The 23,583-nt window shown below is 71.0% G+C and carries 21 protein-coding genes and 1 pseudogene; 8 read left to right on the top strand and 14 right to left on the bottom strand.

The features are described from left to right. Nucleotides 1-30 precede the first annotated feature (30 nt). The 7 genes from ACFZDL_RS13345 to ACFZDL_RS13315 all read right to left on the bottom strand — a co-directional run bounded on the left by ACFZDL_RS13345 (nt 31) and on the right by ACFZDL_RS13315 (nt 8,606). A complete protein-coding gene (locus tag ACFZDL_RS13345; protein ID WP_353589142.1) occupies nt 31-1,200 on the bottom strand; it encodes an aldose epimerase family protein in 1,170 nt (389 codons plus the stop codon). A 33-nt stretch (nt 1,201-1,233) separates the two neighbouring features. Next, entirely contained in the window at nt 1,234-2,466 is a 1,233-nt protein-coding gene (gene mmsB / locus ACFZDL_RS13340) for a multiple monosaccharide ABC transporter permease (protein WP_353589140.1), read from the bottom strand. Next, nucleotides 2,463-4,025: a multiple monosaccharide ABC transporter ATP-binding protein gene (gene mmsA / locus ACFZDL_RS13335; RefSeq protein ID WP_353589138.1), complete on the bottom strand. Its 1,563-nt coding sequence runs from the start codon at nt 4,023-4,025 to the stop codon at nt 2,463-2,465. Before mmsA ends, mmsB begins: the two co-directional genes overlap by 4 nt. Before the next feature lie 17 nt (nt 4,026-4,042). After that, nucleotides 4,043-5,158 carry a multiple monosaccharide ABC transporter substrate-binding protein gene (gene chvE / locus ACFZDL_RS13330; RefSeq protein WP_353589743.1) on the bottom strand — a complete coding sequence of 372 codons (1,116 nt, stop codon included), beginning with the start codon at nt 5,156-5,158 and terminating at the stop codon, nt 4,043-4,045. Nucleotides 5,159-5,193: 35 nt separating this feature from the next. Then, the gene (locus ACFZDL_RS13325; RefSeq protein ID WP_353589136.1) at nt 5,194-6,192 is read right to left on the bottom strand and encodes a hypothetical protein; all 999 of its coding nucleotides are present in this window, start codon (nt 6,190-6,192) and stop codon (nt 5,194-5,196) included. A 192-nt stretch (nt 6,193-6,384) separates the two neighbouring features. Then, nucleotides 6,385-7,410: an alcohol dehydrogenase catalytic domain-containing protein gene (locus tag ACFZDL_RS13320; protein WP_353589741.1), complete on the bottom strand. Its 1,026-nt coding sequence runs from the start codon at nt 7,408-7,410 to the stop codon at nt 6,385-6,387. A gap of 32 nt (nt 7,411-7,442) precedes the next feature. Continuing rightward, nucleotides 7,443-8,606, bottom strand: a complete 1,164-nt coding sequence (locus ACFZDL_RS13315; RefSeq protein ID WP_353589134.1) for a mandelate racemase/muconate lactonizing enzyme family protein — start codon at nt 8,604-8,606, stop codon at nt 7,443-7,445. Between the two features lie 310 nt (nt 8,607-8,916). Here ACFZDL_RS13315 and ACFZDL_RS13310 point away from each other — a divergent pair, with 310 nt between their 5' ends. Beyond that, nucleotides 8,917-11,013: an autotransporter gene (locus ACFZDL_RS13310; RefSeq protein ID WP_353589132.1), complete on the top strand. Its 2,097-nt coding sequence runs from the start codon at nt 8,917-8,919 to the stop codon at nt 11,011-11,013. Between the two features lie 43 nt (nt 11,014-11,056). On the opposite strand, the gene ACFZDL_RS13305 is transcribed toward ACFZDL_RS13310, so the two are convergent. Next, a complete protein-coding gene (locus tag ACFZDL_RS13305; RefSeq protein WP_353589130.1) occupies nt 11,057-11,446 on the bottom strand; it encodes a VOC family protein in 390 nt (129 codons plus the stop codon). 135 nt (nt 11,447-11,581) lie between these two features. Between ACFZDL_RS13305 and ACFZDL_RS13300 the strand changes: the two genes are divergently transcribed. Beyond that, on the top strand, nt 11,582-11,797 hold the full coding sequence (locus tag ACFZDL_RS13300; protein WP_353589128.1) for a DUF6011 domain-containing protein: 216 nt from the start codon (nt 11,582-11,584) through the stop codon (nt 11,795-11,797). Between the two features lie 206 nt (nt 11,798-12,003). On the opposite strand, the gene ACFZDL_RS13295 is transcribed toward ACFZDL_RS13300, so the two are convergent. Both ACFZDL_RS13295 and ACFZDL_RS13290 read right to left on the bottom strand, forming a co-directional pair. Beyond that, nucleotides 12,004-12,855, bottom strand: coding sequence for a hypothetical protein (locus tag ACFZDL_RS13295; protein ID WP_353589126.1), 852 nt, complete (start codon nt 12,853-12,855; stop codon nt 12,004-12,006). An 80-nt stretch (nt 12,856-12,935) separates the two neighbouring features. Further along, on the bottom strand, nt 12,936-13,586 hold the full coding sequence (locus ACFZDL_RS13290; protein WP_353589125.1) for an SDR family oxidoreductase: 651 nt from the start codon (nt 13,584-13,586) through the stop codon (nt 12,936-12,938). Nucleotides 13,587-13,654: 68 nt separating this feature from the next. Between ACFZDL_RS13290 and ACFZDL_RS13285 the strand changes: the two genes are divergently transcribed. Further along, on the top strand, nt 13,655-14,260 hold the full coding sequence (locus tag ACFZDL_RS13285; RefSeq protein WP_353589123.1) for a helix-turn-helix domain-containing protein: 606 nt from the start codon (nt 13,655-13,657) through the stop codon (nt 14,258-14,260). Nucleotides 14,261-14,568: 308 nt separating this feature from the next. On the opposite strand, the gene ACFZDL_RS13280 is transcribed toward ACFZDL_RS13285, so the two are convergent. Then, nucleotides 14,569-15,306, bottom strand: coding sequence for a DUF4232 domain-containing protein (locus ACFZDL_RS13280; RefSeq protein ID WP_391191088.1), 738 nt, complete (start codon nt 15,304-15,306; stop codon nt 14,569-14,571). 150 nt (nt 15,307-15,456) lie between these two features. Here ACFZDL_RS13280 and ACFZDL_RS13275 point away from each other — a divergent pair, with 150 nt between their 5' ends. Further along, nucleotides 15,457-16,803 carry a lipase gene (locus ACFZDL_RS13275; protein WP_353589119.1) on the top strand — a complete coding sequence of 449 codons (1,347 nt, stop codon included), beginning with the start codon at nt 15,457-15,459 and terminating at the stop codon, nt 16,801-16,803. Between the two features lie 9 nt (nt 16,804-16,812). Here the strand turns inward: ACFZDL_RS13275 and ACFZDL_RS13270 are convergent, their stop codons facing one another. Together ACFZDL_RS13270 and ACFZDL_RS13265 are read right to left on the bottom strand one after the other, a co-directional pair. Next, complete coding sequence (locus ACFZDL_RS13270) at nt 16,813-18,399, bottom strand: IPT/TIG domain-containing protein (RefSeq protein ID WP_353589117.1); 1,587 nt, start codon at nt 18,397-18,399, stop codon at nt 16,813-16,815. Between the two features lie 150 nt (nt 18,400-18,549). After that, the gene (locus tag ACFZDL_RS13265) at nt 18,550-19,287 is read right to left on the bottom strand and encodes an IPT/TIG domain-containing protein (RefSeq protein ID WP_353589115.1); all 738 of its coding nucleotides are present in this window, start codon (nt 19,285-19,287) and stop codon (nt 18,550-18,552) included. Between the two features lie 348 nt (nt 19,288-19,635). Between ACFZDL_RS13265 and ACFZDL_RS13260 the strand changes: the two genes are divergently transcribed. The 3 genes and pseudogenes from ACFZDL_RS13260 to ACFZDL_RS13250 form a co-directional block, all read left to right on the top strand. Next, the gene (locus ACFZDL_RS13260; RefSeq protein ID WP_353589113.1) at nt 19,636-19,824 is read left to right on the top strand and encodes a hypothetical protein; all 189 of its coding nucleotides are present in this window, start codon (nt 19,636-19,638) and stop codon (nt 19,822-19,824) included. After that, entirely contained in the window at nt 19,788-19,991 is a 204-nt protein-coding gene (locus ACFZDL_RS13255) for a hypothetical protein (RefSeq protein ID WP_353589110.1), read from the top strand. The genes ACFZDL_RS13260 and ACFZDL_RS13255 overlap by 37 nt, the downstream gene beginning before the upstream one ends. After that, nucleotides 19,933-20,166 (top strand): annotated as a pseudogene (locus ACFZDL_RS13250) (IPT/TIG domain-containing protein); the annotation flags it as partial. The gene ACFZDL_RS13255 and the pseudogene ACFZDL_RS13250, both read left to right, overlap by 59 nt. Nucleotides 20,167-20,189: 23 nt before the next feature. Here the strand turns inward: ACFZDL_RS13250 and ACFZDL_RS13245 are convergent. Continuing rightward, nucleotides 20,190-20,828 carry a TetR/AcrR family transcriptional regulator gene (locus ACFZDL_RS13245; protein WP_353589108.1) on the bottom strand — a complete coding sequence of 213 codons (639 nt, stop codon included), beginning with the start codon at nt 20,826-20,828 and terminating at the stop codon, nt 20,190-20,192. Between the two features lie 237 nt (nt 20,829-21,065). Here ACFZDL_RS13245 and ACFZDL_RS13240 point away from each other — a divergent pair, with 237 nt between their 5' ends. Then, nucleotides 21,066-23,558: a glycoside hydrolase family 3 C-terminal domain-containing protein gene (locus tag ACFZDL_RS13240; protein ID WP_353589739.1), complete on the top strand. Its 2,493-nt coding sequence runs from the start codon at nt 21,066-21,068 to the stop codon at nt 23,556-23,558. Nucleotides 23,559-23,583 lie beyond the last annotated feature (25 nt).

The following is a 23,583-nucleotide window of genomic DNA, read 5'->3' as shown; positions in this document are numbered from 1 at the left end:
GTGCGGGGTGGGAGGGAGAGAAAGACACGCTCAGCGCGTCGAGAACGAGTGCACTGTCGTCGACCGGTACGTCTGCCCCGGTCGCAGCACCGTGGACGGGAAGCCCGGCTGGTTCGGCGAGTCGGGGAAGTGCTGCGTCTCCAGGCAGAAGCCGTCGCCCTGCCGGTAGACGTTCCCCGACGTGCCCGCCAGCGTGCCGACCAGGAAGTTGCCGGAGTAGAACTGCACACCCGGCTCGGTCGTGGCGATCCGCATCACCCGTCCGGACTCAGGCTCGCTCACTGTCGCGATGTGCTCGGGGCGGCTGGTGATGCCCTTGTCGAGTACGAAGTTGTGGTCGAACCCCTGCCCGAAGAGCACCTGCTGGTGCGCCTCGCGGATGTCCCGGCCGACCGCCTTCGAGCGACGGAAGTCGAAGGGCGTGCCGGCGACCTTCGCCAGCTCACCCGTCGGGATGAGGGTCTTGTTGACGGGGGTGTAGCGGGAGGCGGCGATCTGGAGCCGGTGGTCGTAGATGGAGCCGGTGCCTTCCCCTCCCAGGTTGTAGTAGGTGTGGTTGGTCAGGTTGACGACCGTGGGCTTGTCGGTCGTGGCCTCGTAGTCGATGTGCCAGTCGCCCGTCGGCGTGAGGGTGTAGTCGACGCGAACCGTCAGTTTCCCGGGGTAGCCCATCTCGCCGTCGGGGCTGACCCGGCGCAGGGTCAGGCCGACGTTGCCGCGGCTCTCGAACGGCTCGACGGACCAGACCCGCTTGTCGAAGCCCTTGTCCCCGCCGTGGAGGCTGTTGGGGCCGTCGTTGACGGGGAGCTGGTAGGCGTGGCCGTCGAGGGTGAACTTGCCGGCCGCGATGCGGTTGCCGTAGCGGCCGATCAGGGCGCCGAAGTAGGGGCTGCCGGCCACGTACGAGTCCAGGTCGGCGAAGCCGAGCGAGACATTGGCAACTCGGCCGTGGCGGTCGGGGATCTCCAGGGACTGGACGATGCCGCCGTAGCTCAGGACGGAGAGCCGGGTGCCCCCGTTCTCGATGGTCCAGCGGTCGACCTTGGTGCCGTCCGCCAGCGTTCCGAAGTGTTCCTTCACCGCGCGTCCGCCGCCCTTCGCGTCCTTCGCGTATGCCGTGCCCGTGCCCGTACCGACGGCCGTGGCCGCCAGCCCGGCGGCCGCCGCCGCCGTCATCAGTGTGCGTCTGCTCGTGGTCATGTGCGGCTCCATCAGTAGTGGTGGAAGACGGACTTACGAACCGACCCTGCGCTTGTTCCAGATGTCGAAGCCCACCGCGGCGAGCAGCACCAGGCCCTTGATCACCTGCTGGTACTCGGTCCCGATGCCCACCAGCGACATGCCGTTGTTGAGCACACCGAGCACCAGACCACCGATGATCGCGCCCAGCACGGTGCCGACGCCGCCGCTGGCCGAGGCGCCGCCGATGAACGCGGCGGCGATGGCCTCCAGCTCGAAGTTGAGGCCCGCGCTCGGGGTGGCGGAGCCCAGCCGGGCGGTGAAGACCAGGCCGGCGAGCGCGGCCAGCAGGCCCATGTTGACGAACACCATGAAGGTGACGCGCTTGTCGCGGACACCCGACAGCTTGGCCGCGGGCTGGTTGCCGCCCAGGGCGTACACATGCCGTCCGACGACGGTGTTGCGCATCACGAAGCTGAAGATCACCATCAGGCCGGCCAGGATCAGCAGACCCACCGGCGCGCCGTGCCAGCTGGAGAGGGTCATGGCGAAGGCCATCACCGCGGCCACGATCGCGGCGCACTTGACGTAGAACAGGCCGAGCGGCATCACGTCCAGCTCATAGGCCGCACGCTGCTGCCGGCCCCGCCACTCCTGCCAGACGGCCGCGGCGCACACCGCGAGGCCGATGACCATGGTGGGGTTGTGGTACTGCGTGTACGGGCCCATCTCCGGGATGAAGCCGATGCTGATCTCCCGGAAGCCCTCCGGGAAGGGCGACAGGGACTGTCCGTCCAGCAGGATCTGGGTGCCGCCGCGGAAGACCAGCATGCCGGCCAGGGTGACGATGAAGGACGGGATCCCGACGTACGCGATCCAGAAGCCCTGCCACGCCCCGGCCGCCGCGCCGACCAGCAGACAGAGAATGACCGCGAGTGGCCAGGGCACATCGTGGTTGACCATCAGCACGCCCGCGAAGGCGCCGATGAACGCGACCAGCGATCCGACCGACAGATCGATATGCCCCGCGATGATCACGATCATCATGCCGATCGCGAGGATCAGGATGTAGCCGTTCTGCTGCACCAGGTTGGTGACGTTGAGCGGCCGCAGCAGGATGTTGTCGGACCATATCTGGAAGATGACGATGATCAGCGCGAGCGCCACCAGCATCCCGTACTGGCGCACATTGGCCCGCAGGCTCTGCACCAGCAGCGTCCCGATGCCCGGGGTGCCGTCGGCCGGTGGTGGTGCCGGGTTCTTGATGTCCTGGGTCGCCGTGCTCATCCTTCGTCTCCTCTGTCCCTGGTCATGTGGCGCATCAGAACCTCCTGAGTCGCCTCGGCACGCGGGACCTCCCCGGTCAGCCGCCCAGCCGCCATCGTGTAAATCCGGTCGCACATTCCCAGCAACTCGCCCAGCTCCGAGGAGATGAAGACGACGGCCTTGCCCTGTGCCGCCAGGTCGTTGATGACCGTGTAGATCTCGTATTTGGCCCCGACGTCGATGCCACGGGTGGGCTCGTCGAGGATCAGCACCTCGGGACCCACATGGATCCATTTGCTCAGGACGACCTTCTGCTGGTTGCCGCCGCTGAGCTTGCCCACGTGCTCGAAGACCGTGGGGGCCTTGATGTTCATCGTCTTGCGGAACCGCTCGGCCACCCGCGACTCCTCGTGCTCGTTGACCACGCCGCGGCGCGCCACCTTGGCCAGCGAGGAGAGCGAGATGTTCCGGCTGATGGTGTCCTCGAGGTTGAGCCCGTAGTGCTTGCGGTCCTCGGTGACATAGGCGATGCCGTGCTCGATCGCCTCCGGGACGGTGCGGGTACGGACCTCCTTGCCGTCGCGGTAGACCCGGCCGCCGGTGTACCGGCCGTAGGCGCGCCCGAAGACGCTCATCGCCAGCTCCGTGCGGCCCGCGCCCATGAGGCCGGCGATGCCCACGATCTCCCCGCGCCGGACGTTGAGCGAGACCCCGTCCACGACGTTGCGCTGCTGGTCGATGGGGTGGCGGACGGTCCAGTCCTCGATGGCCATGGCCACCTCGGAGGCGTCGTCACCCTCGTACGGGGTGCGCTCGGGGAAGCGGTGGTCGAGATCCCGGCCGACCATCCCGCGGATGATGCGCTCCTCTGACACCTGCGGCTGTGACTCCGGCGTCTCGCGGACGACCATGGTCTCGATGGTCTGGCCGTCGCGCAGGATGGTGACGGAGTCGGCGACCTTGCGGATCTCGTTCAGCTTGTGCGAGATGATGATGCAGGAGATGCCCTGGGCCTTGAACTCCAGTAGCAGGTCGAGGAGTTTACCGCTGTCCTCGTCGTTGAGCGCCGCGGTCGGCTCGTCCAGGATCAGCAGCTTCACCTCCTTGGAGAGCGCCTTGGCGATCTCCACGAGCTGCTGCTTGCCGACCCCGATGTCGGCGACCCGCGTCTGCGGGGACTCGGCCAGCCCGACCCGCTTGAGCAGCGCCTTGGCGTGCTTGAGGGTCTCGTTCCAGCTGATCAGGCCGCCCTTGGCGTGTTCGTTGCCCAGGAAGATGTTCTCGGCGATGGACAGATACGGGATCAGGGCCAGTTCCTGGTGGATGATGACGATGCCGCGCTGCTCGCTGGCCTTGATGTCCTTGAACGCGCACACCTCACCCTGGAAGTGGATCTCCCCTTCGTAGCTGCCATGCGCGTAGACCCCGCTGAGCACCTTCATCAGGGTCGACTTCCCGGCGCCGTTCTCCCCGCAGATGGCGTGGATCTCGCCCTCGCGGATGCGGAGGTTGACATCGGACAGCGCCTTGACCCCAGGGAAGGTCTTGGTGATGGAACGCATTTCGAGAATGTCGTTCATGTTCCCGGCCTCCATCCCTACTTCAGCTGGCCGGCGGTGTAGTAGCCCTCTTTCACGAGGAGCTGGGTGTTGGACTTGTCGATGCTGACCGGGTTGAGCAGATAGGCCGGCACGACCTTCTTGCCGTTGTTGTACGACTTGGTGTCGTTGACCTGGGGCTTACCGCCGTTCAGCTTCGCGGTGGCCATCTGGACGGTGGCCTTGGCGAGCTTGCGGGTGTCCTTGTAGACGGTCTGCGTCTGCTCGCCCCGGATGATGGACTTCACGGAGGGGAGCTCGGCGTCCTGCCCGGACACGGCGGGGTAGGGCTTGTCCTTCGTGCCGTAGCCGACGCCCCGCAGCGCGGACAGGATGCCCATGGACATGCCGTCGTACGGCGAGAGCACAGCGTCCACGTTGGCGTTGCTGTACGCCTTGTTGAGCAGGTTCTCCATGCGGTCCTGGGCGTCTTTGCCGCTCCACTTCGCCGTGTACAGCTGGTTGAGCTTGGTCTGGCCGCTGCGGACGACGAGCCGCCCGTCGTCGAGGTACGGCTTGAGCACGCTCATCGCGCCGTTGAAGAAGTACCGGGTGTTGTTGTCGTCCGACGAACCGGCGAACAGCTCGATGTTGAACGGGCCCTTCTTGTTCCCCTTGTCCTTGGGCAGCCCGAGCTTGTTCACGAGGTACGTGGCCTGGAGCACGCCGACCTTGAAGTTGTCGAAGGTCGCGTAGTAGTCGACGTACTTCGAACCCAGGATCAGCCGGTCGTAGGAGATCACCGGTATGTTCGCGTCGTGGGCGCTCTGCATCACATCGGTCAGCGCGGTCCCGTCGATCGGCGCGATCACCAGCAGCTTGTACTGCTTGGTGACCATGTTCTCGAGCTGCGCCACCTGGGTGCGTACGTCGTCCTCGCCGTACTGCAGGTCCGTCTTGTAGCCCGCCGCCTGGAACTGCTTGACCATGTTCTTTCCGTCGGCGATCCACCGCTCGGAGGACTTGGTCGGCATCGCGATGCCGATCGTGTTGCTGTTGCCGCCCTTGTAGCGGCTGCCGCCGACCGCCTCCTGGCCGCAGGCGGTGGCGGTGAGCGAGAGCGTGAGCAGGGCGGCGAGGGCCGCCAGCGCTCGTACCGCTCTGGCCTTACGCATGATCATCGGGTCGTCCTTCCCTTGTGCGTCGTGGCTCAGGATTCTTGGGGCGCGGGCTGCGCCTGCCCCGCGGCGAAGCGCCGCAGTCGGCCGGGCAGCCGGGAGCCCAGCGGGGACATCCCGCCGTCCGCGCCCAGCCGGGCGAGCATGTCGAGCACGAGCCGGCCGCGGCGTACCCGCTCACGGGCGCTGTTCAGCGCGAGATCGCGCAGCTGGGCGCCGTAGGGGTAGATGCCGGGAGACTTGCTGAGCCCGAACTTCAGGTAGATGGGGGCGCCGCGGCGGATCAGCTCGGCGGCGTCGTAGATGCGGACGAAGCCGCCCAGGTCGTCGGGGGCCTCCACATAGAAGTCCATCGGGGCGCCGGAGACCCGGCGGATCTCGGTCAGGTGCTCCAGCGTCAGGTCCGACGGGATGTTGATGGAGTCGGCGCCCAGCTGCTCGTACACCGCGAAGGAGGCCGGGTTGACCGGGCCGATCAGCGCGGACAGCTTGAAGGTGGTGTCGGCCGGCAGCTCGCCGCGCTCGCGCAGCTGGTGCAGCAGCCACAGCACGCCCTCGTCCGCGACCAGCAGGCACTTGACGCCCAGCGAGGCGGCGCGCAGCGCGTCCTCGACGCAGCCGGCGACCGCGTCATGGCCGCGGGCGCGCAGGCCGCCGCCGCGGGAGTCGGTGCGGGTGGCGGCGCCGATGTCCCAGGTGCCGCGCGGGCCGGTGAACAGGCACAGCTCGGCGTTGCGCTCGGCGCAGGACTCCACCATCTCGGTGATCTCGGAGTCGGTGAGCATCCACACGCCGCTGCCCTGGCTGATCCGGTGGATCGGCACATCGAGGCGACTGGCCTCCTTGAACACGGTGGCCAGCGCCTCGGGCCCCTCCACGGAGGGGATCTCGGTGCGCCAGGTGCCGCCGTCCGGGAAGGAGTGCGGGGAGGCGTCGGCGGGGTCGGCGGCGGGTGCGGAGTGGCCGAGCGACGCGAGGGCCGCGTCGGCGGGGCGGCGGGGGCCGGAGGTGGTGGCTGAGGCGGCGGTCACGGTGCTCCCTGTGGAGTGATGGCCGGTGTTTCGGCGTCCGGCTGCGGTGCTGCCCGGCACGTCGTCGTCCGGGGTGGGTGGTGCGGGGGGTTGTCTGATGCGCGGCGTGTCGTTCGACATTTCGGACGACATTCGGTTGATTGGGTGCACGTCGGTACGAGCCGTGTCAGGGCGGCCCGTACCGACGCGCGGCTACGGGAGGCCCTGCGGGCGCAGCAGGACCTTGCCGACCTTCGGATCGCCGCTGCCGACCAGGTCGATCGCGGTGCCGAAGTCGGTGAGCGGCAGTTCGTGGGTGACCAGCGGCAGCAGGGACAGCAGCCCGGCGTCGAAGACCCGCACGGCGTGTGCCCACGCGGTGGGCGGGGCCCCGAAGACCGTGTGCACCTCGATCTGGCGCACCACCAGGTCGGTGGGGTCCAGACCGTCCGCGCCCGCCGCCGGGATGCCGGTGAGCACGAGCCGCCCGCCGCGCCGCAGCAGGGCGGCGGAGTCCCGGGCCGCCGAGGCGGAGCCCGCGGTCTCGATAACGATGTCGTACGTCCCGGCCTCGGCCTTGGGCAGCGCGTCCGGGGTGTGGAACGCCGTCGCGCCGAAGGACAGCGACAGCTCCTCCCGGTCCCTGCGGATGTCGACCACCAGCAGCTCGGCGGGCGATGCCGCGGCCAGGAACTGCACCGCGATCATGCCGAGGGTGCCGCTGCCGACCACCGCGACCCGCTCGCCGGGCTGGGCGTTCGCCTTGAGCGCGGCCGCCGCGACACAGGCGGCGGGCTCCAGCAGGGCGGCGGCGGAGAGGTCAGCGTCGGCGGCGAGCGGGTGCAGCAGGCGGGCGGGGAGGGTGAGGGTGGTGGCCATCGCCCCCGGCTGGGTGAAGCCGGTCTCCTCGTACCCGGCGGTGCACAGCGTGGTGTCCCCGGCGTGGCAGCGGTCGCACACCTGGCAGTTGCGGAACCCCTCGCCGACCACCTTCCGGCCGACCAGCGCGGCCGGCACCCCGGCCCCGACCGCCTCGACCGTGCCCGACCACTCGTGGCCGGGGGTGACCGGGTAGCGGACGTACCCCTCGGGCCGGTTCCCCTGGTAGATCTCGCGGTCGCTGCCGCAGATCCCGGAGGCGTGCACCCGCACCCGCGCGTCCCCGGGCCCGGGCTCGGCCACGGCGCGGGTCTCCAGCCGGTGGCTGCCCGGCGCGTCGAGTACGAGGGCCTCTTCCATGCCGCTCACATCTGCTCCGTCGCCGCCGGTCGTCACTTGCCGCCGGTCCCGGAGGGGTCCCGCTTCTCCCAGCCCTCGGCCCACAGGTCGAAGCGGGCCTGCTGCTGGGGGAACTCGGCGGCGGCGTCGGTGTCCAGCTCGACACCGAGGCCGGGGGCGTGGGAGAGCTCGAAGTAGCCGTCCACGACCTGCGGGGCGCCCTTGACCACCTTCTTGATCTCCGCGTCGGCGAAGTCGTTGAAGTGCTCGAGGATCTTGAAGTTGGGCGAGGTGAAGCCGACCTGGAGGGAGGCGGCGGTGAGCACGGACCCGCCGACGTTGTGCGGTGCGACGAGCATGTAGTGGGTCTCGGCGGTGGCGGCCAGTTTGCGGGTCTCCCAGATGCCGCCGATGTGGCCGACGTCCGGCTGGAGGATGTCCACGGCCTGACTCTCGAAGAGCTCGCGGAACTCGATGCGGTCGTGGATCCGCTCACCGGTGGCGACCGGGATGTCCACCTTGGCCGCGACCTTCTCCAGCGCCTTCAGGTTCTCCGGCGGCACCGGCTCCTCCAGCCAGGCCGGCTTGAAGGGGGCCAGCTCGTTCGCCAGGCGGACGGCGGTGGCGGGGGAGAAGCGGCCGTGCATCTCCAGCATCAGCTCGGCGTCCGGGCCGATCGCGTCCCGCACGGCCTCGATGAGCGAGACCGCGTACAAGGTCTCCTTGTGGTCGAGCTCGAAGTGCCCGGTGCCGAACGGGTCGATCTTCAGCGCCTTGTAACCGCGCTCCATGACCCCCTGGGCGGCCTTGTGGTAGGCCTCCGGGGTCCGCTCGGTCGTGTACCACCCGTTGGCGTAGGCCTTGACCTTGTCCGTCACCTTGCCGCCGAGGAGCTGCCACACGGGCACGCCCAGCGCCTTGCCCTTGATGTCCCAGCAGGCCATCTCGACGCAGGCGATCCCCGACATCACGATCTCGCCCGCACGGCCGTAGTCGCCGTACTTCATCCGCCGTACCAGGTCCTCGACGGCGAAGGGGTCGGACCCGGCGATGTGGTTGGCCTCGGCCTCACGGAGGTAGCCGAGCAGCGCGTCGGTGTGGCCGAGCATGCGGGTCTCGCCGACGCCGGTGATGCCTTCGTCGGTGTGGACCTGGACGTAGGTCAGGTTGCGCCAGGGAGTGCCGACGACATGCGTGCTGATTCCGGTGATGCGCAAGGCGGTATGCCCTTTCGCGAGTGGTGCGGTGTGTGTCGTTCGATATTTCGTCACACGTTCGAAATCCTGGCGTGACGGTAGTCACCGGGCGTAAGGGGTGTCAATGGTCATGGGTCGAATGGTTGTCGAATGATTTTCACGTTTGTGTCGGGGCCCGGGCGGGGTGACGGCAGCTTCGTTGTCGAACAGATACAGGAGCGGGCCGCTGGGCCCTCGCCGTCGAGCCCGGGACGCGCGGGGTGCGGACCGAGCGCCGCAGGTGACCGAGAGATTTCTGTTATCGGCCCCGGCCCCGTGCAGTCTCCCTCTCGTGCACAGCCTCACTCACAAGACAGCAGCATCCGCCGGAGCCCTCGCGGCGGTCGCCCTCATGCTCGGTGCCCCCACCGCGAGCGCCGCGGGGCCCCGGGACGTGACCGCCGACGTGCTGGCGGGCCGGAACGTGACACTCGCCGGCGACACGGTGGTGACCGTGCCGGCCGGGACGACCACATACAACGGCGTGTTCAGCGGCACCGGCACGCTCACGGTGCGCGGCACCGGCACCCTGATCCTCACCAAGGACAGCGACTTCACCCTGCCGAAGTCCCGGCAGCGGCAGGTGGTGACCACGCGGGGCGGCAACCACCCGTACGTCACCGTCACCAACCCGGACCCGCCGGCCGTGACCGTGGCGAAAGGCGCCACCCTTCAGTACGGCAACGGCGGCACCACCGGACTGATCGGCCACTTTCCGTACGACACCCCGGCGTTCCGGCTGAACCAGGACAACATCCGGGTGGACGGCACCCTGCGGCTCTCCCTGAAGAGCGTCTACAACCTGGGCACCATCAGCGGCTCCGGGCTGGTCACCCAGCCGAGATTCCTCTGGGGCACCTGGGACCTGTCGGGCGCGCACCCCTTCTCCGGGGTGATCGACAACGGCACGCAGCTGAACGCCGGCCGGCCGGAGTACGCGACGTCGCTGCGATTCGTCCGCAAGGTCCTCAACCAGGGCACCTGGACCGTCGACACCCCGCTGGGCCAGACCGTCACCATGGGCATGGACTTCTACCAGCGCGAGTACGGCAGCGATATCAACGTCCAGTCCCGGCCGGGGAGCAAGGTCATCCTGACCGGCCAGTACAGCTGGTCGAACCAGGGCGGCGACACCAATCCCTCGCTCAGCGACCCCGCCCTGAACTGGACGCCCGCGCGGAAGAACGTCAACAAGCGCGGCACCAACATCAAGGGCGCCAACGTCCAGTGGGGCGACGGCACCACGAGCAAGATCTTCATGCCGGGCACCGCCGACACCGTCTACATCAACCTGCTGGCCGCCCGCTCCCGTTCGCTGCTCACGTTCAACTACAACGGCCCGGTGACGCTGGGTGCCCCCATAGGCGGCGGTGTTTTCCACGACACGCTCTCCGCACCCGGCGCCGGCGACATCGTCATCAAGGGGACGAAGGGCAACGACGTCACCTTCGCCGCCGTCCAGTACTACAACGGCTCGACGACCGTCGAGAAGGGCGCCGTACTGCGGCTGGGCAGCGGCAAGCGGGGCGGCGACGGCGGGCTCTACACCAAGGGCGACCTCTACAAGGTCGTCAACAACGGCTCTCTCGTGCTGAACAACACGGGCAAGTCCGCTGCCCTGTCCCGGATCAGCGGAAGCGGGTCGCTCACCCAGGCGGGTGCCGCGACGGCGATCCTCAGGGGCGGCGCGGTGACGTACACGGGGACGACGACGGTCAAGAAGGGCACGCTGGCGCTGCGCTCCGGGGCGACTCTCGCCCGCAGCAAGGCGATCCGCCTCACCTCGGCAGCGGCGAAGCTGGACGTCGGCGCGACGGGCTTGCGGGTGGCGACCTCATTGTCCGGCAAGGGCACGGTGAAGGGCTCGGTGACGAACCAGGGAGAGGTCACCGGCGGCCTCACCGTGACCGGTGACTACAGGCAGGGAGCGAAGGGACGACTGACCCTGAACAGCGAGCCGTTGCACGTGTCGGGCAAGGTCGGGCTGGCCGGGAAGCTCGACGTCTCGGGCGTCGGTGCCAAGCCGCCACGGAAGATCACCGTCCTCGACCACATGGGCGGCGCCAAGACCACGGGCGCGTTCACCGGTCTCCGTGAGGGGGCCGAAGTGAAGCTTGCCGAGGCCACATATCGGATCAGCTACCGGGGTGGGGACGGCAACGACGTGGCGCTCACCGCCACCACTGCCGCCCGCCCGTCCTCGAGCGCCCCTGCCGCCCCCTCCACTGCGGCGGGCACCACGAAGCACGCGAGCGCCTCCAGTGACGGCGGGGCCCACTGGTGGCCGTACGCGCTGGCCGCCGTGGTGCTGGGCGGCGGCCTGGCGGTGGCGCGGCGCGGGCGCAGGCCCGGTGGGCGCCGGGGCGGACGGCACGCCGCGCGCGGGTGACCCCTGGCCCGGCGTCAACCGGCCGGTCGGCGGACCGGGGTGGTCACCGGCCGGTGGGCCCATTCCAGTCGACGAGCTGGACGATGACGCCGTTGGGGTCGCGGACCTGGAAGGCGCGCTCGCCCCACTCCTCCTCCGTCAGCGGCATGGTGATCGTGACGCCCTCGCCGCGCAGGCGGGCCAGTTCGCCTTCGAGGTCGTCGACGACGAGGGCGAGGATCAGGCCGGCGGCGTGCTCGTCGCGCTGGTCGGCGGGCAGCGTCTCCAGCCCGCGGCGCAGGAAGATGACGTTCATGTCGAGGTCGTCGCGGGTCAGCGACGCGAAGCCGTCGGCGGCCATCTGCTCGTGGAAGCCGAAGTGCTCGACGAGGAAGGCGCTGGAGGCGGGGACATCGTCGACGTTGAGGGACACGGCGGAAGAGGTGACCTTCATGGGCTCTCCTTACAAGATCGCGTTCACTTTCTCCGTACAGAGTACAGCATACAGCGTATAGAGTTCCTGGGTGTGCGTGGGCGGGGCGGTGAGGGCGCCTATGGCGGTCCGGGCCCCGCCTGGTACACCAGAGGCATGACCGCCGACGAACCCACCGCGCTGCCCGGCCTCGGCGAGGAACCCGCCGCCCCGCGACGCCGCGTCACCTGCCGTATGTGCGGGCGGCCGTTGCGGGGGCGTGAGGCGCGGTTGTGGGGGCTGGGGGATGAGTGCCGGGCGAAGCTGGCGGTGCGGAGTGCGCCGAGACCGCCCACGCATGATGTCGAGCAGGAGACGCTGCCGGGGATCTGACGGCGGCGCGCTGCCGGGGCGCTCGGGGCGGTTCTGCCGGACCTGGTGGCTGATTGCCGATGCGCTGGTGGGAGCGCCGCCGGGCTGGTTGTCGCGGGGGGGTCGTCGTGGTGCGCGTGGTGAGTTCGCCCGCGTTCGGGGTGGAGGCGGCGCCGAGGGGGGACGCGCCGGAGTGCGGGCGGATCGCGAAGGCGTGGGCGTCGCCGTCAGTGCGGTGCCCGCTCCTTCCACTCCTCGCGGTCGCGTGCGTAGACCTCGTCGGGCGCGAGCAGGTCGGTCGCGCCGGTGAAGCGGAGGAAGTCGGGGTCCAGACAGTTGTCCCAGTCGTCGGCGGCGCGGTGCTGCCAGGAGGGGCCGTCCCAGTCGTCGTCCTCGCGGGCGCGGTGGACGACGCGGCCTCGCCAGCGGTATTCGATCAGCGTGGCCGCCGGGTGCTGGTCGGCGAGCGGGGCGAGCCAGAGGGGGTCGAGGGCGCTGAGGGACTCGCCCCAGTCGTTCGGGGTGGTGGGGGTGGACAGGGCCGTCGGCGGCGGGTCGGGCAGCGGGGTCGCGGGGGTGGCCATGGGGCCGACCTCGGCGTCGCGGCAATTCCCGGTGAGATAGCTGCCGTTGACGGACAGCCGCCAGGAGCCGTCGGGGTCGCGCCGCCAGGCCGCCGCGGCGGCGTCGGCCTCGGGGGCGACGGGCGGGCGGTCGCCGCTTGTGGTCGCCACCCGCACTTCGTCGAAGCCGTACCGGCAGTACCGGTACGGGCCGTCGTTGACGTCCCCCTGCCAGATCACGTCCTTGGTGCGGCCCTCGTTGTGGTGCCGGCCCCACACGGCGCCATAGAGGTAAGGGGCGTGGTCCTGGCAGAAGTTCACGATGTCGGGGCTCTTGCCCGAGCCGTACTGGATGTCGACATAACGCCCCTCCGGGCCGCACCGGGTCACCACCGGGACGTGGTACGAACCGCCGCGGCCGAGCAGCATCCAGGTGAGCCACTGCGCCTCGACACCGTCGATGCGGTCACCGGGGCGGGCGTAGACCCGGATGGCGTCGGTGAAGATGTTCGACATGCGCTCATGGTGTCAGCCGTGGCGCGCGTCGGGCGACGGGCTCCGGCGATGTCCGGTCGGCGGTGTTCGCGCGGCGGTGTTCAGTTGGCGATCCCCACCGCGTGGCCCACCGTGTCCGGGTCGTCCAGGCAGGTCAGCAGCGCGTCCGCCACGTCGGCGCGGCTGATGGTCATGCCGCCCGGAACGTTGCCGCCGATCACCCGCCGATAGGTGCCGGTGTGCGGCTTGTCCGTCAGCTTGGGCGGTCGTACGACGGTCCATTCGGTCTCACTCGCGCTGATCGCCTGCTCCATGGCCGCCAGGTCTGCGTAGGTGTCGCGCAGTACCCTGCGCAGCAGCGGGAAGACCACCGCGCGGGTGAGCGTGCCCTCGCCCTCGGCCACCGGGCCGACCGGGGCGGCGCTGACGGCCGACAGCCGGCGTACGCCCGCCTGGTCCATGGCCGTGACGATCGCGCGCAGGGCGGTGCCGGCGATGTGAGTGGTCCTGGCCTGTGCGTTGCTCGACGGGCCCACGGCGGAGATCACCGCGTCCCGGCCGGCCACGGCGGGGAGGAGCGGTTCGTGGTGGGTGAGGTCGGGGATGGTGACGACCTGGAGTCGCGGATGGTCGGGGACGGGCAGCCGCGCGGGGTCGCGCACCACCGCGGTCACCTGGTGTCCCGAGTCGAGGGCCTGCTGTACGACGTGACGGCCGACGCCGCCGGTGGCGCCGAACACGGTGAGCTTCATGGGGTTCCCTTCGGGAGCAGAGGGGTGGGTGAGTGTTTACTCACCTCTGCCTCCGGTAGGGTGAGTGAATGCTCACCCCGAAGTCAAGTCGGCCCACCCCGGAGCGGCTGTTGGACGCCGCCGAGAAGCTGATGCGCACCACCGGACTGGCCAACGCCACGACCAAGGCCATCGCCCGCGAGGCGGGCTGCTCGGAAGCCGCGCTCTACAAGCACTTCGCGAACAAGGAGGAGCTGTTCGTGCGCGTGCTCACCGAGCGCTCGCCCAACGCCGGCCCGCTCCTCGCCGCGCTCACCGGCGACCCGGGGGAGCGCTCCGTCGAGGAGTGCCTGACGGAGATCGCCCGTCACGCCTCGCTCTTCTACGCCGACGCCATGCCGATGGCGGCATCCCTCTTCGCGGAGCCGGCTCTGCTCAGCCGCCACCGGGAGGGCATCCAGAAGATCGGCAAGGGCCCGCACATGGTGCTCGACGCGCTGACCGGCCATCTGCGGCGGGAGCGCGACCGCGGACGGATCCGCGCCGACGCCGATCCGCGCGCCGCCGCCGCGCTGCTGCTCGGGGCCTGCTTCCAGCGCGCGTTCTTTCTGCACTTCTCCGGAGAGGAGGCCGTGCAGCCGGTGGAGGAGTTCGCGCCGGCCGTGGCCCGCACCGTCCGGGCCGCGGTGGGGTGAGCCGCGCGGCCGTCGGACCCCGTGTCAACTGCGCTGTTGTCGAACGGCCTTGCGTATGATGCGGGCGGCGTCGCAGCCGCGGGGCCCTGTGCGTTTGTTGCGAGAAAGGCGGACCACCGCAGTGTCCGATGACCAGGAGGACGAGGTCCACGAGGTGCTCGACGAACTGGAGGACGCCCTGGAGGACATGGGCATCGACATCGAGCTCGACGGCGACTGAGCGGCGGCGCTTCAGGAGCTGAGCGCGACGAGGGTGGCCGACGCCTGTTGGCCGCCCTCCTCGCGTCCCGGTCGCGGACGGCGTCGGCTCACTGAGCGGTGGTCCAGGCGCTCGGGCGGGGGGCGGGCGTCCTCGTGGAGGTCTCCTTGGGGACGTACCAAGGACTGACGCCCAGCTTGCCGGTGTTGCCGAGGTCGATCAGTTCGGTCACGGTCTGCCGGGGGCTCCCCTCGGTCGGGGCCACGTCCAGCGCCTTGCCGTTGACGGCCGGGACCGTCGAGTCGGTCACGGTGTTCCGCCATGCCACGCCCGCTACCGCCGTCTCGTGGGGGCGCAGCGTCACCTGCCGGGGCGGGGCGTCGAAGTTCTCGAGGGTGGCGATGCCCGACGACCCGTGGCCGACCCGGACGTCCAGCGGCTTTCCGTCCCCGTCCAGGACGCGGACGGTCGGATAGCCCTTCAGCGTGTAGGCGCGCTTGCCGCAGTTGGTCAGCCGCAAGGTCATGGCGCGCAGGCCCATCGCCGCGCTCGGCTCCTCGGCCTGGACGTACACCCCGGACTTTGGGCAGGTGGGCGGCGCGGAGGGGGTGAGGGTCGGCGGATCGCCGTAGGGGCGCTGGCTGGGGTCGAGGGTTTCGGCGTGCGGGGCGGGAGGCGGGGCGGGTGCCGCGACCGACTCGGAGGCGGGCTTGCTGCCGCAGGCGGTGAGGAGGCCGAGCAGACCCGCGGTCGCACCGAGCGCGACCACTCGGAGGGGAGCTGAGACACGGGGTCTGACCGGGTCCGGGTCCGTCGGTCTCTCGCTCGTACGGCCATGTGTCGTCATGGCGGCATCCTCGCACGGTCGGCCATGAGTTCGAGTCGTATCGCGGGTATCGCGAATATCGCGGGTGCCCCGGGTGCCCCGACGAAAGTCAGGTGCGCACCTGGCGATCGACAGTGGGGCGGGGGCGGCGTCCCGGGCCAGAGTCGGGGCATGCGATTGATGACTTCCGCCGTGTCCCGGCTCTCACGGCGTCAACTACTGGGCGGCCTGGCCGCCACGGGGGCCGCTGTGACCCTCGCGTCCACCTCCCTCGCCTCCGGGGCGGTGTCCTCGAACGAGGGCGGCAAGGGCCACAAGGGCGGCAAGCGGCAGATGAGCGAGGGGGACGCCATACGGGTCGAGTTGCCGGCACCCACCGGCCCGTACCCGGTCGGGATGGTCGAGCTGCACCTGGTGGACCAGGGGCGGAAGGAGCGGTGGGGGCCCGGCGACCGGGAGCTCATGGTGAGCGTGTGGTACCCGGCGCGGCGGGACGCGGACGGGGCGCCGGCTCCGTATATGCGGCCGGAGGCGGCCGAGGTGTTCGGGGCGGGGGCCGCGCAGATCCTGAAGGTCGACCGCGGGGCCATCGACTGGGCCGGGTTCACCACGCACGCCCGTGAGGGGGCGGATGTGGCGCGCGGGCTGGGGCGCAGGCCCGTGGTGCTGTACTCGCCCGGGATGTACAACGAGCGCACGCTGGACACCAGCGCGGTGGTGGAGCTGGCCGGCCATGGCTATGTCGTGGTGACGGTCGACCCGACCTACGAGGCGCATGCCGTGCGGTTCCCCGACGGGAGGGTCGCCGAGCCGTCGTCGGAGATCGGCAGGATCGAGCCGGTCGCCGACCGCAACAAGGCGGTGCTGGAGGTGCGGGTGGCCGATGTCCGGTTCGTACTGGACCGGCTGGAGGTGCTGGCGCGCGGTGGCAACCCCGACGCCGAGGGGCGGCGGCTGCCCAGCGGGCTCGGAGCGGCGCTGGACATGGCGCGGGTCGGGATGTTCGGCCACTCGCTCGGGGGCATGACGACGGCGGAGGCCATGCGTCTTGACCGCCGGATCCGGGCCGGGGTCAACCTGGACGGGCCGCTGGGTTACGACTGGAGTGACCCCGATCTGCTGCTGCCGGTCGCGCACAGCGGGCTCGACCGGCCGTTTCTGCTGATGGGGGCGTGGCTGGCGACGACATCGGGCCGGCTGCCGCACACCCATGAACACTCGCCCTCCTGGCGGGCGCTGTGGCAGAACTCCACGGGCTGGAAGCGCGACCTGTGGACACAGGCGGCCGAGCACAACTCGTTCACCGACTACGAGATCGTCCTCCCCGCCCTCGCCGACCGCCTCACGCTGCCCGAGGGGCTGGAGAAGCAGATGATCGGCACCGTGAACCCGACCCGCTTCACGGCGAGCCGGCGGGAATACCTCACGGCGTTCTTCGACCGGCATCTGCGCGGGCTGCACCGGCCGGTGCTGGACGGGCCCACGCCGCGCCACCCGGATGTGCGGTTCATCGGCTGAACCGGGAGCTCACCCCGGCGGGGGCACATAGGTGAAGGTCAGGTTGTTGCTGGTGCCGCCCGTGGCCGTGACGTTGACGTTGGCCGAGCCGGTGCCGGGCGGGGAGACCGCGACCAACTGGGTGTCGGAGAGCACCGTGAACGCGGCCAAGGCGGCGTTGAAGTGGACGGACGAGGTGGTGGCCAGGTTCGTCCCGGTGACGGTCACGGCCGTGCCGCCGATCTCCGGGCCCAGGGTCGGGTTGAGGGTGGTGATGGCCGGGGCCGGGACGTAGGTGTAGACGAGGTTGTTGCTGGTGCCGCCGGGGGTGGTGACGTTCACATTGACGCTGCCGCTGCCGGCCGGCGCCGGGAAGCTGACCTGATTGTCGTTGAGGACGGTGAAGGTGACCGAGGCGGCGCCGACGTGCACCGCGCTGGTGAGGGTGAGGTTGAAGCCGTTGATGACCACCGTGTTGGCCCCGCCCGTCGGTCCGGTGGCGGGGACGAGCGAGGTCAGCGCGGGCGGCGACACATAGAAGTAGAAGACGCCCGAACTGCTGGTGCCGCCCGGGGTGACCACGTTCACCGCGGCGGCCCCGGGGGCGCCGGGTGGGGCGGTGGCGGTGATCTGGGTGGCGGAGTTGACGGTGAAGGCGGGGGCCGCGGTGGCGCCGAACAGCACCTGGGTGGCGCCGGTGAAGCCGGTGCCGGTGACGACGACGGAGTTGCCGCCGGACGTGGGGCCCTGGGCGGGGCTGACCGCGGTGACGGTGGGGATGGCGCTGTAGGTGTAGGGCAGGTTGTTGCTGGTGCCGCCGGGGGTCGTGACGTTGACGTTGACTGTTCCGGTGCCGGGCGGGGCGACCGCGTTCACCTGGGTGGGCGAGAACACCGTGAAGCCGGCCGCGGCGGCGCCGAAGTGGACGGATGTGGTGGTGGCCAGGTTGGTCCCGGTGATGGTGACCGTGTTGCCGCCGGCCTGCGGCCCCGAGGACGGGCTCAGCGAGGTGATGGTCGGGCCGGCGACGTAGGTGTACGTGAGGCCGTTGCTGGTGCCGCCCGGCGTGGTGACCGTCACCTGCACACTGCCGGTGCCGGGCGGGGCGGTGGCGGTGATCTGGGTGGCGGAGTTGACGGTGAAGGCGGGGGCCGCCGTGGCGCCGAACAGCACCTGGGTGGCGCCCGTGAAGTTGGTGCCGGTCAGGACGACGGAGTTGCCGCCGCCGGTCGGCCCGGAGGCCGGACTGAGACTGCTGAGGGTCGGCGCCGGCGCCGTGGCGTAGGTGAAGTTGACGGCCTGGGTGCTGGTGCCGTTCGGCGTGGTGACGGTGATCCGGACGGTGCCGCTGTTCGCCGGGACGGTCGCGTTGATCTGCGTGTCGGAGACGACGTTGAAGGAGGACAGGGCGGTGCCGAATCTGACCTGGGTGGCGCCGGTGAAACCACTGCCGCTGATGACCACCGGCGTCCCCGCCGGCCCGCTGTTCGGACTCACCCCGGTCACCACGGGCGGCGCGGCGGCGGCCCGCGGGGTGGAGGTGGCGGTCTTCGGGTCGGCATCAGCGGCGGTGGGGGGTGGTGCGGTGGTGGGTTGGGCAGCGGGGGTGGAGGGCACGGCTGCGCCTTTCTCGTCTCCGGTTCCAGGGGCGTGGATGTGGGGCAGGACCGCGGGGTGCCGCGGGGGCGGGTGGTCGGGGAACGGGGGTACGGCGCGCGGCGAGGGGCGGGAGAAGGCCGTGGCCGTCTCCCGCCCCTGAGGGGTCGGTCATCCGGGCGGGGGCGCGTAGGTGAAGGTCTGCGTGGAGTCGGTGCCGCCGGGGGTGGTCACATTGACGGTGACCGTCCCGGTGCCGGCCGGGGCGTAGGCGATGAGCTGGGTGTCGCTGTTGACCACGAAGGCGGCCGAGTTGGCGCCGTAGGTCACACTGGACGTGTCGCTGAGGCCGGTGCCGACGATGGTGCTGGCGGTCCCGCCGGTCTCCGGGCCGGTGGCCGGGGTGATGCTGGTGGTGGTGGGCGCGGCCTCGTAGGTGAAGAAGAGCCCGTTGGTGGAGCCGCCCTTGGTGGTGACGGTGACCCCCACGGTCTGGGCGGTGCCGGAGGTCGGCGCCGTGACATTGAGGGTGCTGTCGTTGACGACGGTGGGGGTGGCCGAGCCGACCGCGCCGAAGGTCACCGACGAGGCGGTGCTCAGGTTCGCGCCGGAGATGGTGGTGGTCGCCCCGGTCAGCGGTCCCGAGGTGTTGCTGAGGGCGGTCTTGATCGGCTGGGGGACGTAGAAGTAGTTGACGGGGCTGGTGGTGCCGCCGGGCGTGGTCACCGTGACGCCCACGACGCCGTTGCCCGAGGGAGCGGTGGCGGTGATCTGGGTGGCGGAGTTGACGGTGAACGTGGCGGATTTGGTGCCGAATTTCACGCTCGTCGCGCCGGTGAAGTTGGTACCGGTGATGACGACCGGGTTTCCGCCTGCCGCTGGGCCTTGGGTGGGATTGAGTGTTGCCATGGGAGGCTCCTTTTGTGGGGTGCGGCGGATCTCCCGGGTACGGATGGTGATTGCCGTTCCCGCTGCCATGGATTGCGGAAGGGCCGTATCGGATCCGTTCAGGCGGCGGGCCTGCGCCGGGGGATGGGAAGCCGCTGGCCGAGAGGGGGTGGCGGTCCCTTGGTCGGCGGATCGGGACTCGCGGGCCTGGTTCGCAGCCGGTAGCTCTGCGAGTTGGCTGCCTCTCAGGATCGATTGAACGGAATGTTCGATCAGGTGAGAAGGGCGCACGCGATGCGGCTGAGAGTGAATATGACTGTATGAAGACGCAACGCACCGAGGAATTCCACACCCGAGTGCTTCCATACCGTGCCGGTTCCCCTTCACCCGGCCGGATACCGCGCCGTGGGCCACGGCCCTGTCGGTATCGCGATGGCCCCCGACGGCGCGCACGCCTATGTCAGCAATTTCGGCTCGGGCACGGTCAGTGTCCTCGACACCGCCACGGACACCGTCTCCATGTGGTGGTCGCCCCCAACGGCCGGCGCGCTTATGTGAGCGTGGACGGCGCCGGCTCCGTGCAGGTCATCGACATCGCCACGGACAGGGTCACGGCCACCGTGCCCGGCCTCAACGTGCCCAACCGGCTCGCCGCCCCTCCTCACCGATCTGTCGCCGCCCGGCGGCCCGGTGGGCGGCGGCAACGCGGTCGTGCTCAGCGGTGAGCACTTCAGCACGGTGAGCGCGGTGAAGTTCGGGGCCACGAGCCTGTTCCCCACCGTGGACTCCGACAGCCGGCTCACCGTGATCGCCCCCGGGGCGCCGGGGCCCGGGGACGTTCTGGTCCAGGTCATCACCCCGGGCGACCCCTCGAACACCCTCACCTACCGCTACGCGTGAGGCCATGTGCCGGTTTCGGGCCGTCAGTCGCGCGGCGGTGCCGGCTGCCCCAGCAGGGCGAGGAAGGACCGGAAGGCGGCCGGCATGTCCACGGCCTCCGGGTCGTGCAGCCACTGGTACTGCAGCCCGTCCATCACCGCGACCAGCAGCGGCGCGGCCTCCTCGGGCCGAAGGCCCCCGGGCAGCCGGTCGCCGAACTCGCCGCGCAGGGTGGCCGCCATGTCGGCGCGCACCCGCTCGTAGCGCCGGGTGAAGTACTCGCGGGCCGGGTGGTCGTCGGTGACGCTCTCGCCGAGGAGGGCGGAGAAGGTCTGCACGATCCCCGGCCGCATGGCGTTGTACTCCACCAGCGAGGCGAGCAGGTCCAGCGGCCAGGCGGCGGACTCGGCGTCGCGCCGCGCGGAGCCGGTGTCCCACTGGTCGCGCTCGGCGAGCACCGCGACGAGCAGGGCCTCCTTGGTGGGGAAGTAGTGCAGCAGACCCTGCTGGGTCAGGCCGACGCGCTCGGCGACAGCGCCCAGGGTGGCGCCCCGGTAGCCGCGCTCGGCGATCACTTCGAGCGCGCAGCGGACGATCTCGGCGCGCCGCTCCTCGCCGCGCGCCCCGCGTCGGGCGCCGCCGCCCCCGCCCCCGCTCCCTCCATTCCGGGTCCGCTCGTCCATCGCCGTCCCGCCTTCCCGCTCGCCGCCTCGAACACCGGCCGCCTCGAACGCTCGCCGTCTGAAACACTCGTTCGCCGCTCGCCGACCGTACGGCATCCCCGCGTCCACGGGGCCCTGGACACCGAGTCGGATAACGAAACGGTAACCATGCCTACCCGGCTACAGGTCGCCGCGGGCGGTGCGGTCCACCATGGCCTGGACCGACCGCAGCGATCAGGAGGTTCCGCCGTGAAGGCAGTGGAGAACGCGCTGGGCAAGCTCGATCTGGACACCAAGGCGCGGCTGCTCTCCGGCCAGGACATGTGGTCGCTGCCCGCCGTCCCCGAGATCGGGCTGCGGTCGCTGGTGATGTCGGACGGCCCGATCGGCGTGCGCGGGGTGCACTGGAGCGCCGACGACCCGTCGATCGCCCTGCCCAGCCCCACCGCCCTGGCCGCGACCTGGGACCCCGGCCTCGCCCGCCGCGCGGGCCACCTGCTCGCCCGGGAGGCGCGCCGCAAGGGCGTGCACGTGCTGCTGGCGCCGACCGTCAACCTGCACCGCTCGCCGCTCGGCGGCCGCCACTTCGAGGCGTACAGCGAGGACCCGTACCTCACCGGCGAGATCGGCACCGGCTATGTGACCGGCGTCCAGGAGGGCGGGGTGGGCACGACCGTCAAACACTTCGTCGCCAACGACGCCGAGACCGAGCGCTTCACCGTCGACAACAGGGTCGGCGCGCGGGCGCTGCGCGAGCTGTACCTCGCCCCCTTCGAAGCCATCGTCAAGAACGCCCGCCCCTGGGGCGTCATGGCCGCCTACAACAGCGTCAACGGCTCGACGATGACCGAGCACCGCGAGCTCCAGCAGGGGGTGCTGCGCGGCGAGTGGGGGTTCGACGGCTTCATCGTCTCCGACTGGCTGGCCGCCCGCGACACCGTACGGTGCCTCCTCGGCGGGCTCGACGTCGCCATGCCGGGCCCGCGCACCGTCTACGGCGAGGCGCTGGCCGCCGCCGTACGGGCCGGCCAGGTGCCCGAGGCCGACGTGGACGAGGCGGTGCGCCGCGTGCTGACGCTCGCCGCCCGCGTCGGCGCCCTGGAGGGCCTGGACGGGGCGGCCCCGGCCGTGGCGGCCGCCGACCGGGCGGAGGCTGTGGACGGCGATTCGCTGGCCCGCGAGATCGCCCGGCGCTCCTTCGTCCTGCTGCGCAACGAGCCCGCGACACCCGGGCAGGGCCGCCCCGCCCTGCCGCTCGACCCCGCCGGCCTGAGGAGCGTCGCGCTGCTCGGCGCGGCGGCCCGCGACGCCCGGGTGCTCGGCGGCGGCTCCGCGCAGGTCTTCCCCGAGCGCGTCGTCTCACCGCTGGAAGGGCTGCGCGCGGCCCTGCCCCCGGACGTCCTGACCTACGCCGTCGGCGCCGACCCCACCGATGAACTCGCCCCGGCCGCCCATGGGTTCGAGCTGCGCGCCACCGTGCGCGACGAGTCCGGGCGGACGCTGGGGGAGTCGCGGCTGCCGAACGGAGAGGTGCGCTGGATCGGCGACTTCCCGGAGGGCGTGACGTACGAGGAGCTGCACACCGTCGAGATCACCGGCACCTTCACCCCGCGCGAGTCCGGCCGCCACACCTTCGGCACCCGGGGCCTCGGCCGGTTCCGGCTGACCGTCGACGGCAAGGTGCTCTACGACGGCGTGCAGGACATGGAGGACGCGCGCGACCCCTTCGAGGCGTTCTTCGGTGAACCCAAGCCGCGCGCGACCGCCGAGCTGACGGCGGGCCGGCCCGTACCGGTCAGCCTCACCTGTGTGGTCGTCAAGATCAAGGACGCCCCGCTGCAGGCCGTGAGCCTGAGCCTGATGCACCGCGCCCCCGAGCGCGACGCCGACGAGCTGATCGAGGAGGCCGTGGCGGTCGCGGCGGCCGCCGAGGTCGCCGTGGTGGTGGTCGCCACCACCGAGCGCGTCGAGAGCGAGGGCTTCGACCGCTCCGACCTGCGGCTGCCGGGCCGTCAGGACGACCTGGTGCGGCGGGTGGCCGCGACCGGCACCCGCACCGTGGTGGTCGTCAACTCCGGCTCGCCGGTGGAGATGCCGTGGCGCGAGGACGTCGCCGCGGTGCTGCTGAGCTGGTTCCCGGGGCAGGACGCGGGCCTCGCGCTCGCGGACGTCCTCCTCGGCGCCGAGGAGCCCGGCGGCCGGCTGCCCACCACCTGGCCGGTCCGGCTGGCGGACGCCCCGGTGAGCCGGGTCCGGCCGACGGACGGCAGGCTGAGCTACGACGAGGGCGTGTTCATCGGCTACCGCGCCTGGGAGCGGCGCGCGGCACAGCGGCCCGAGGAGGCCCCGGCCCCCGCGTACTGGTTCGGCCACGGCCTCGGGTACACCGAATGGGCCTATGAGTCGGCGGAGTTCACCCCGGCGGGGGAGCCGGACGGCGACCACCTGGGCACCCTGACCGTATGGGTCCGCAACACCGGGGCGCGGGCCGGCCGGGAGGTGGTCCAGGTCTATCTCGAGGTGCCCGAGGGCGACGGCGTGGAGCGGCCGGTGCGCCGCCTGGCGGGATTCGCCTCCGTGGCCGCCGAACCGGGCGCAAGGGCGCGGGCGGCCATCGCGCTGCCGCGCCGGGCCGCGGAGATCTGGGACGAGTCCGCGCACGCCTGGCGGCTGGTCCCCGGCGCGTACACCGCGCGGGCGGGCCGCAGCCTGGCCGACCGCCGGCTGTCGGCGCGGGTGCCGGTGGCCTGAGCCCGGGAGGCAGGGATGTGTGGTG

The sequence above is a fragment of the Streptomyces sp. NPDC007917 genome (assembly GCF_042959105.1).
GTDB lineage: Bacteria > Actinomycetota > Actinomycetes > Streptomycetales > Streptomycetaceae > Streptomyces.
Note: the sequence above shows the minus strand (reverse complement) of the source record. Positions and strands in the feature narration are given on the sequence as shown.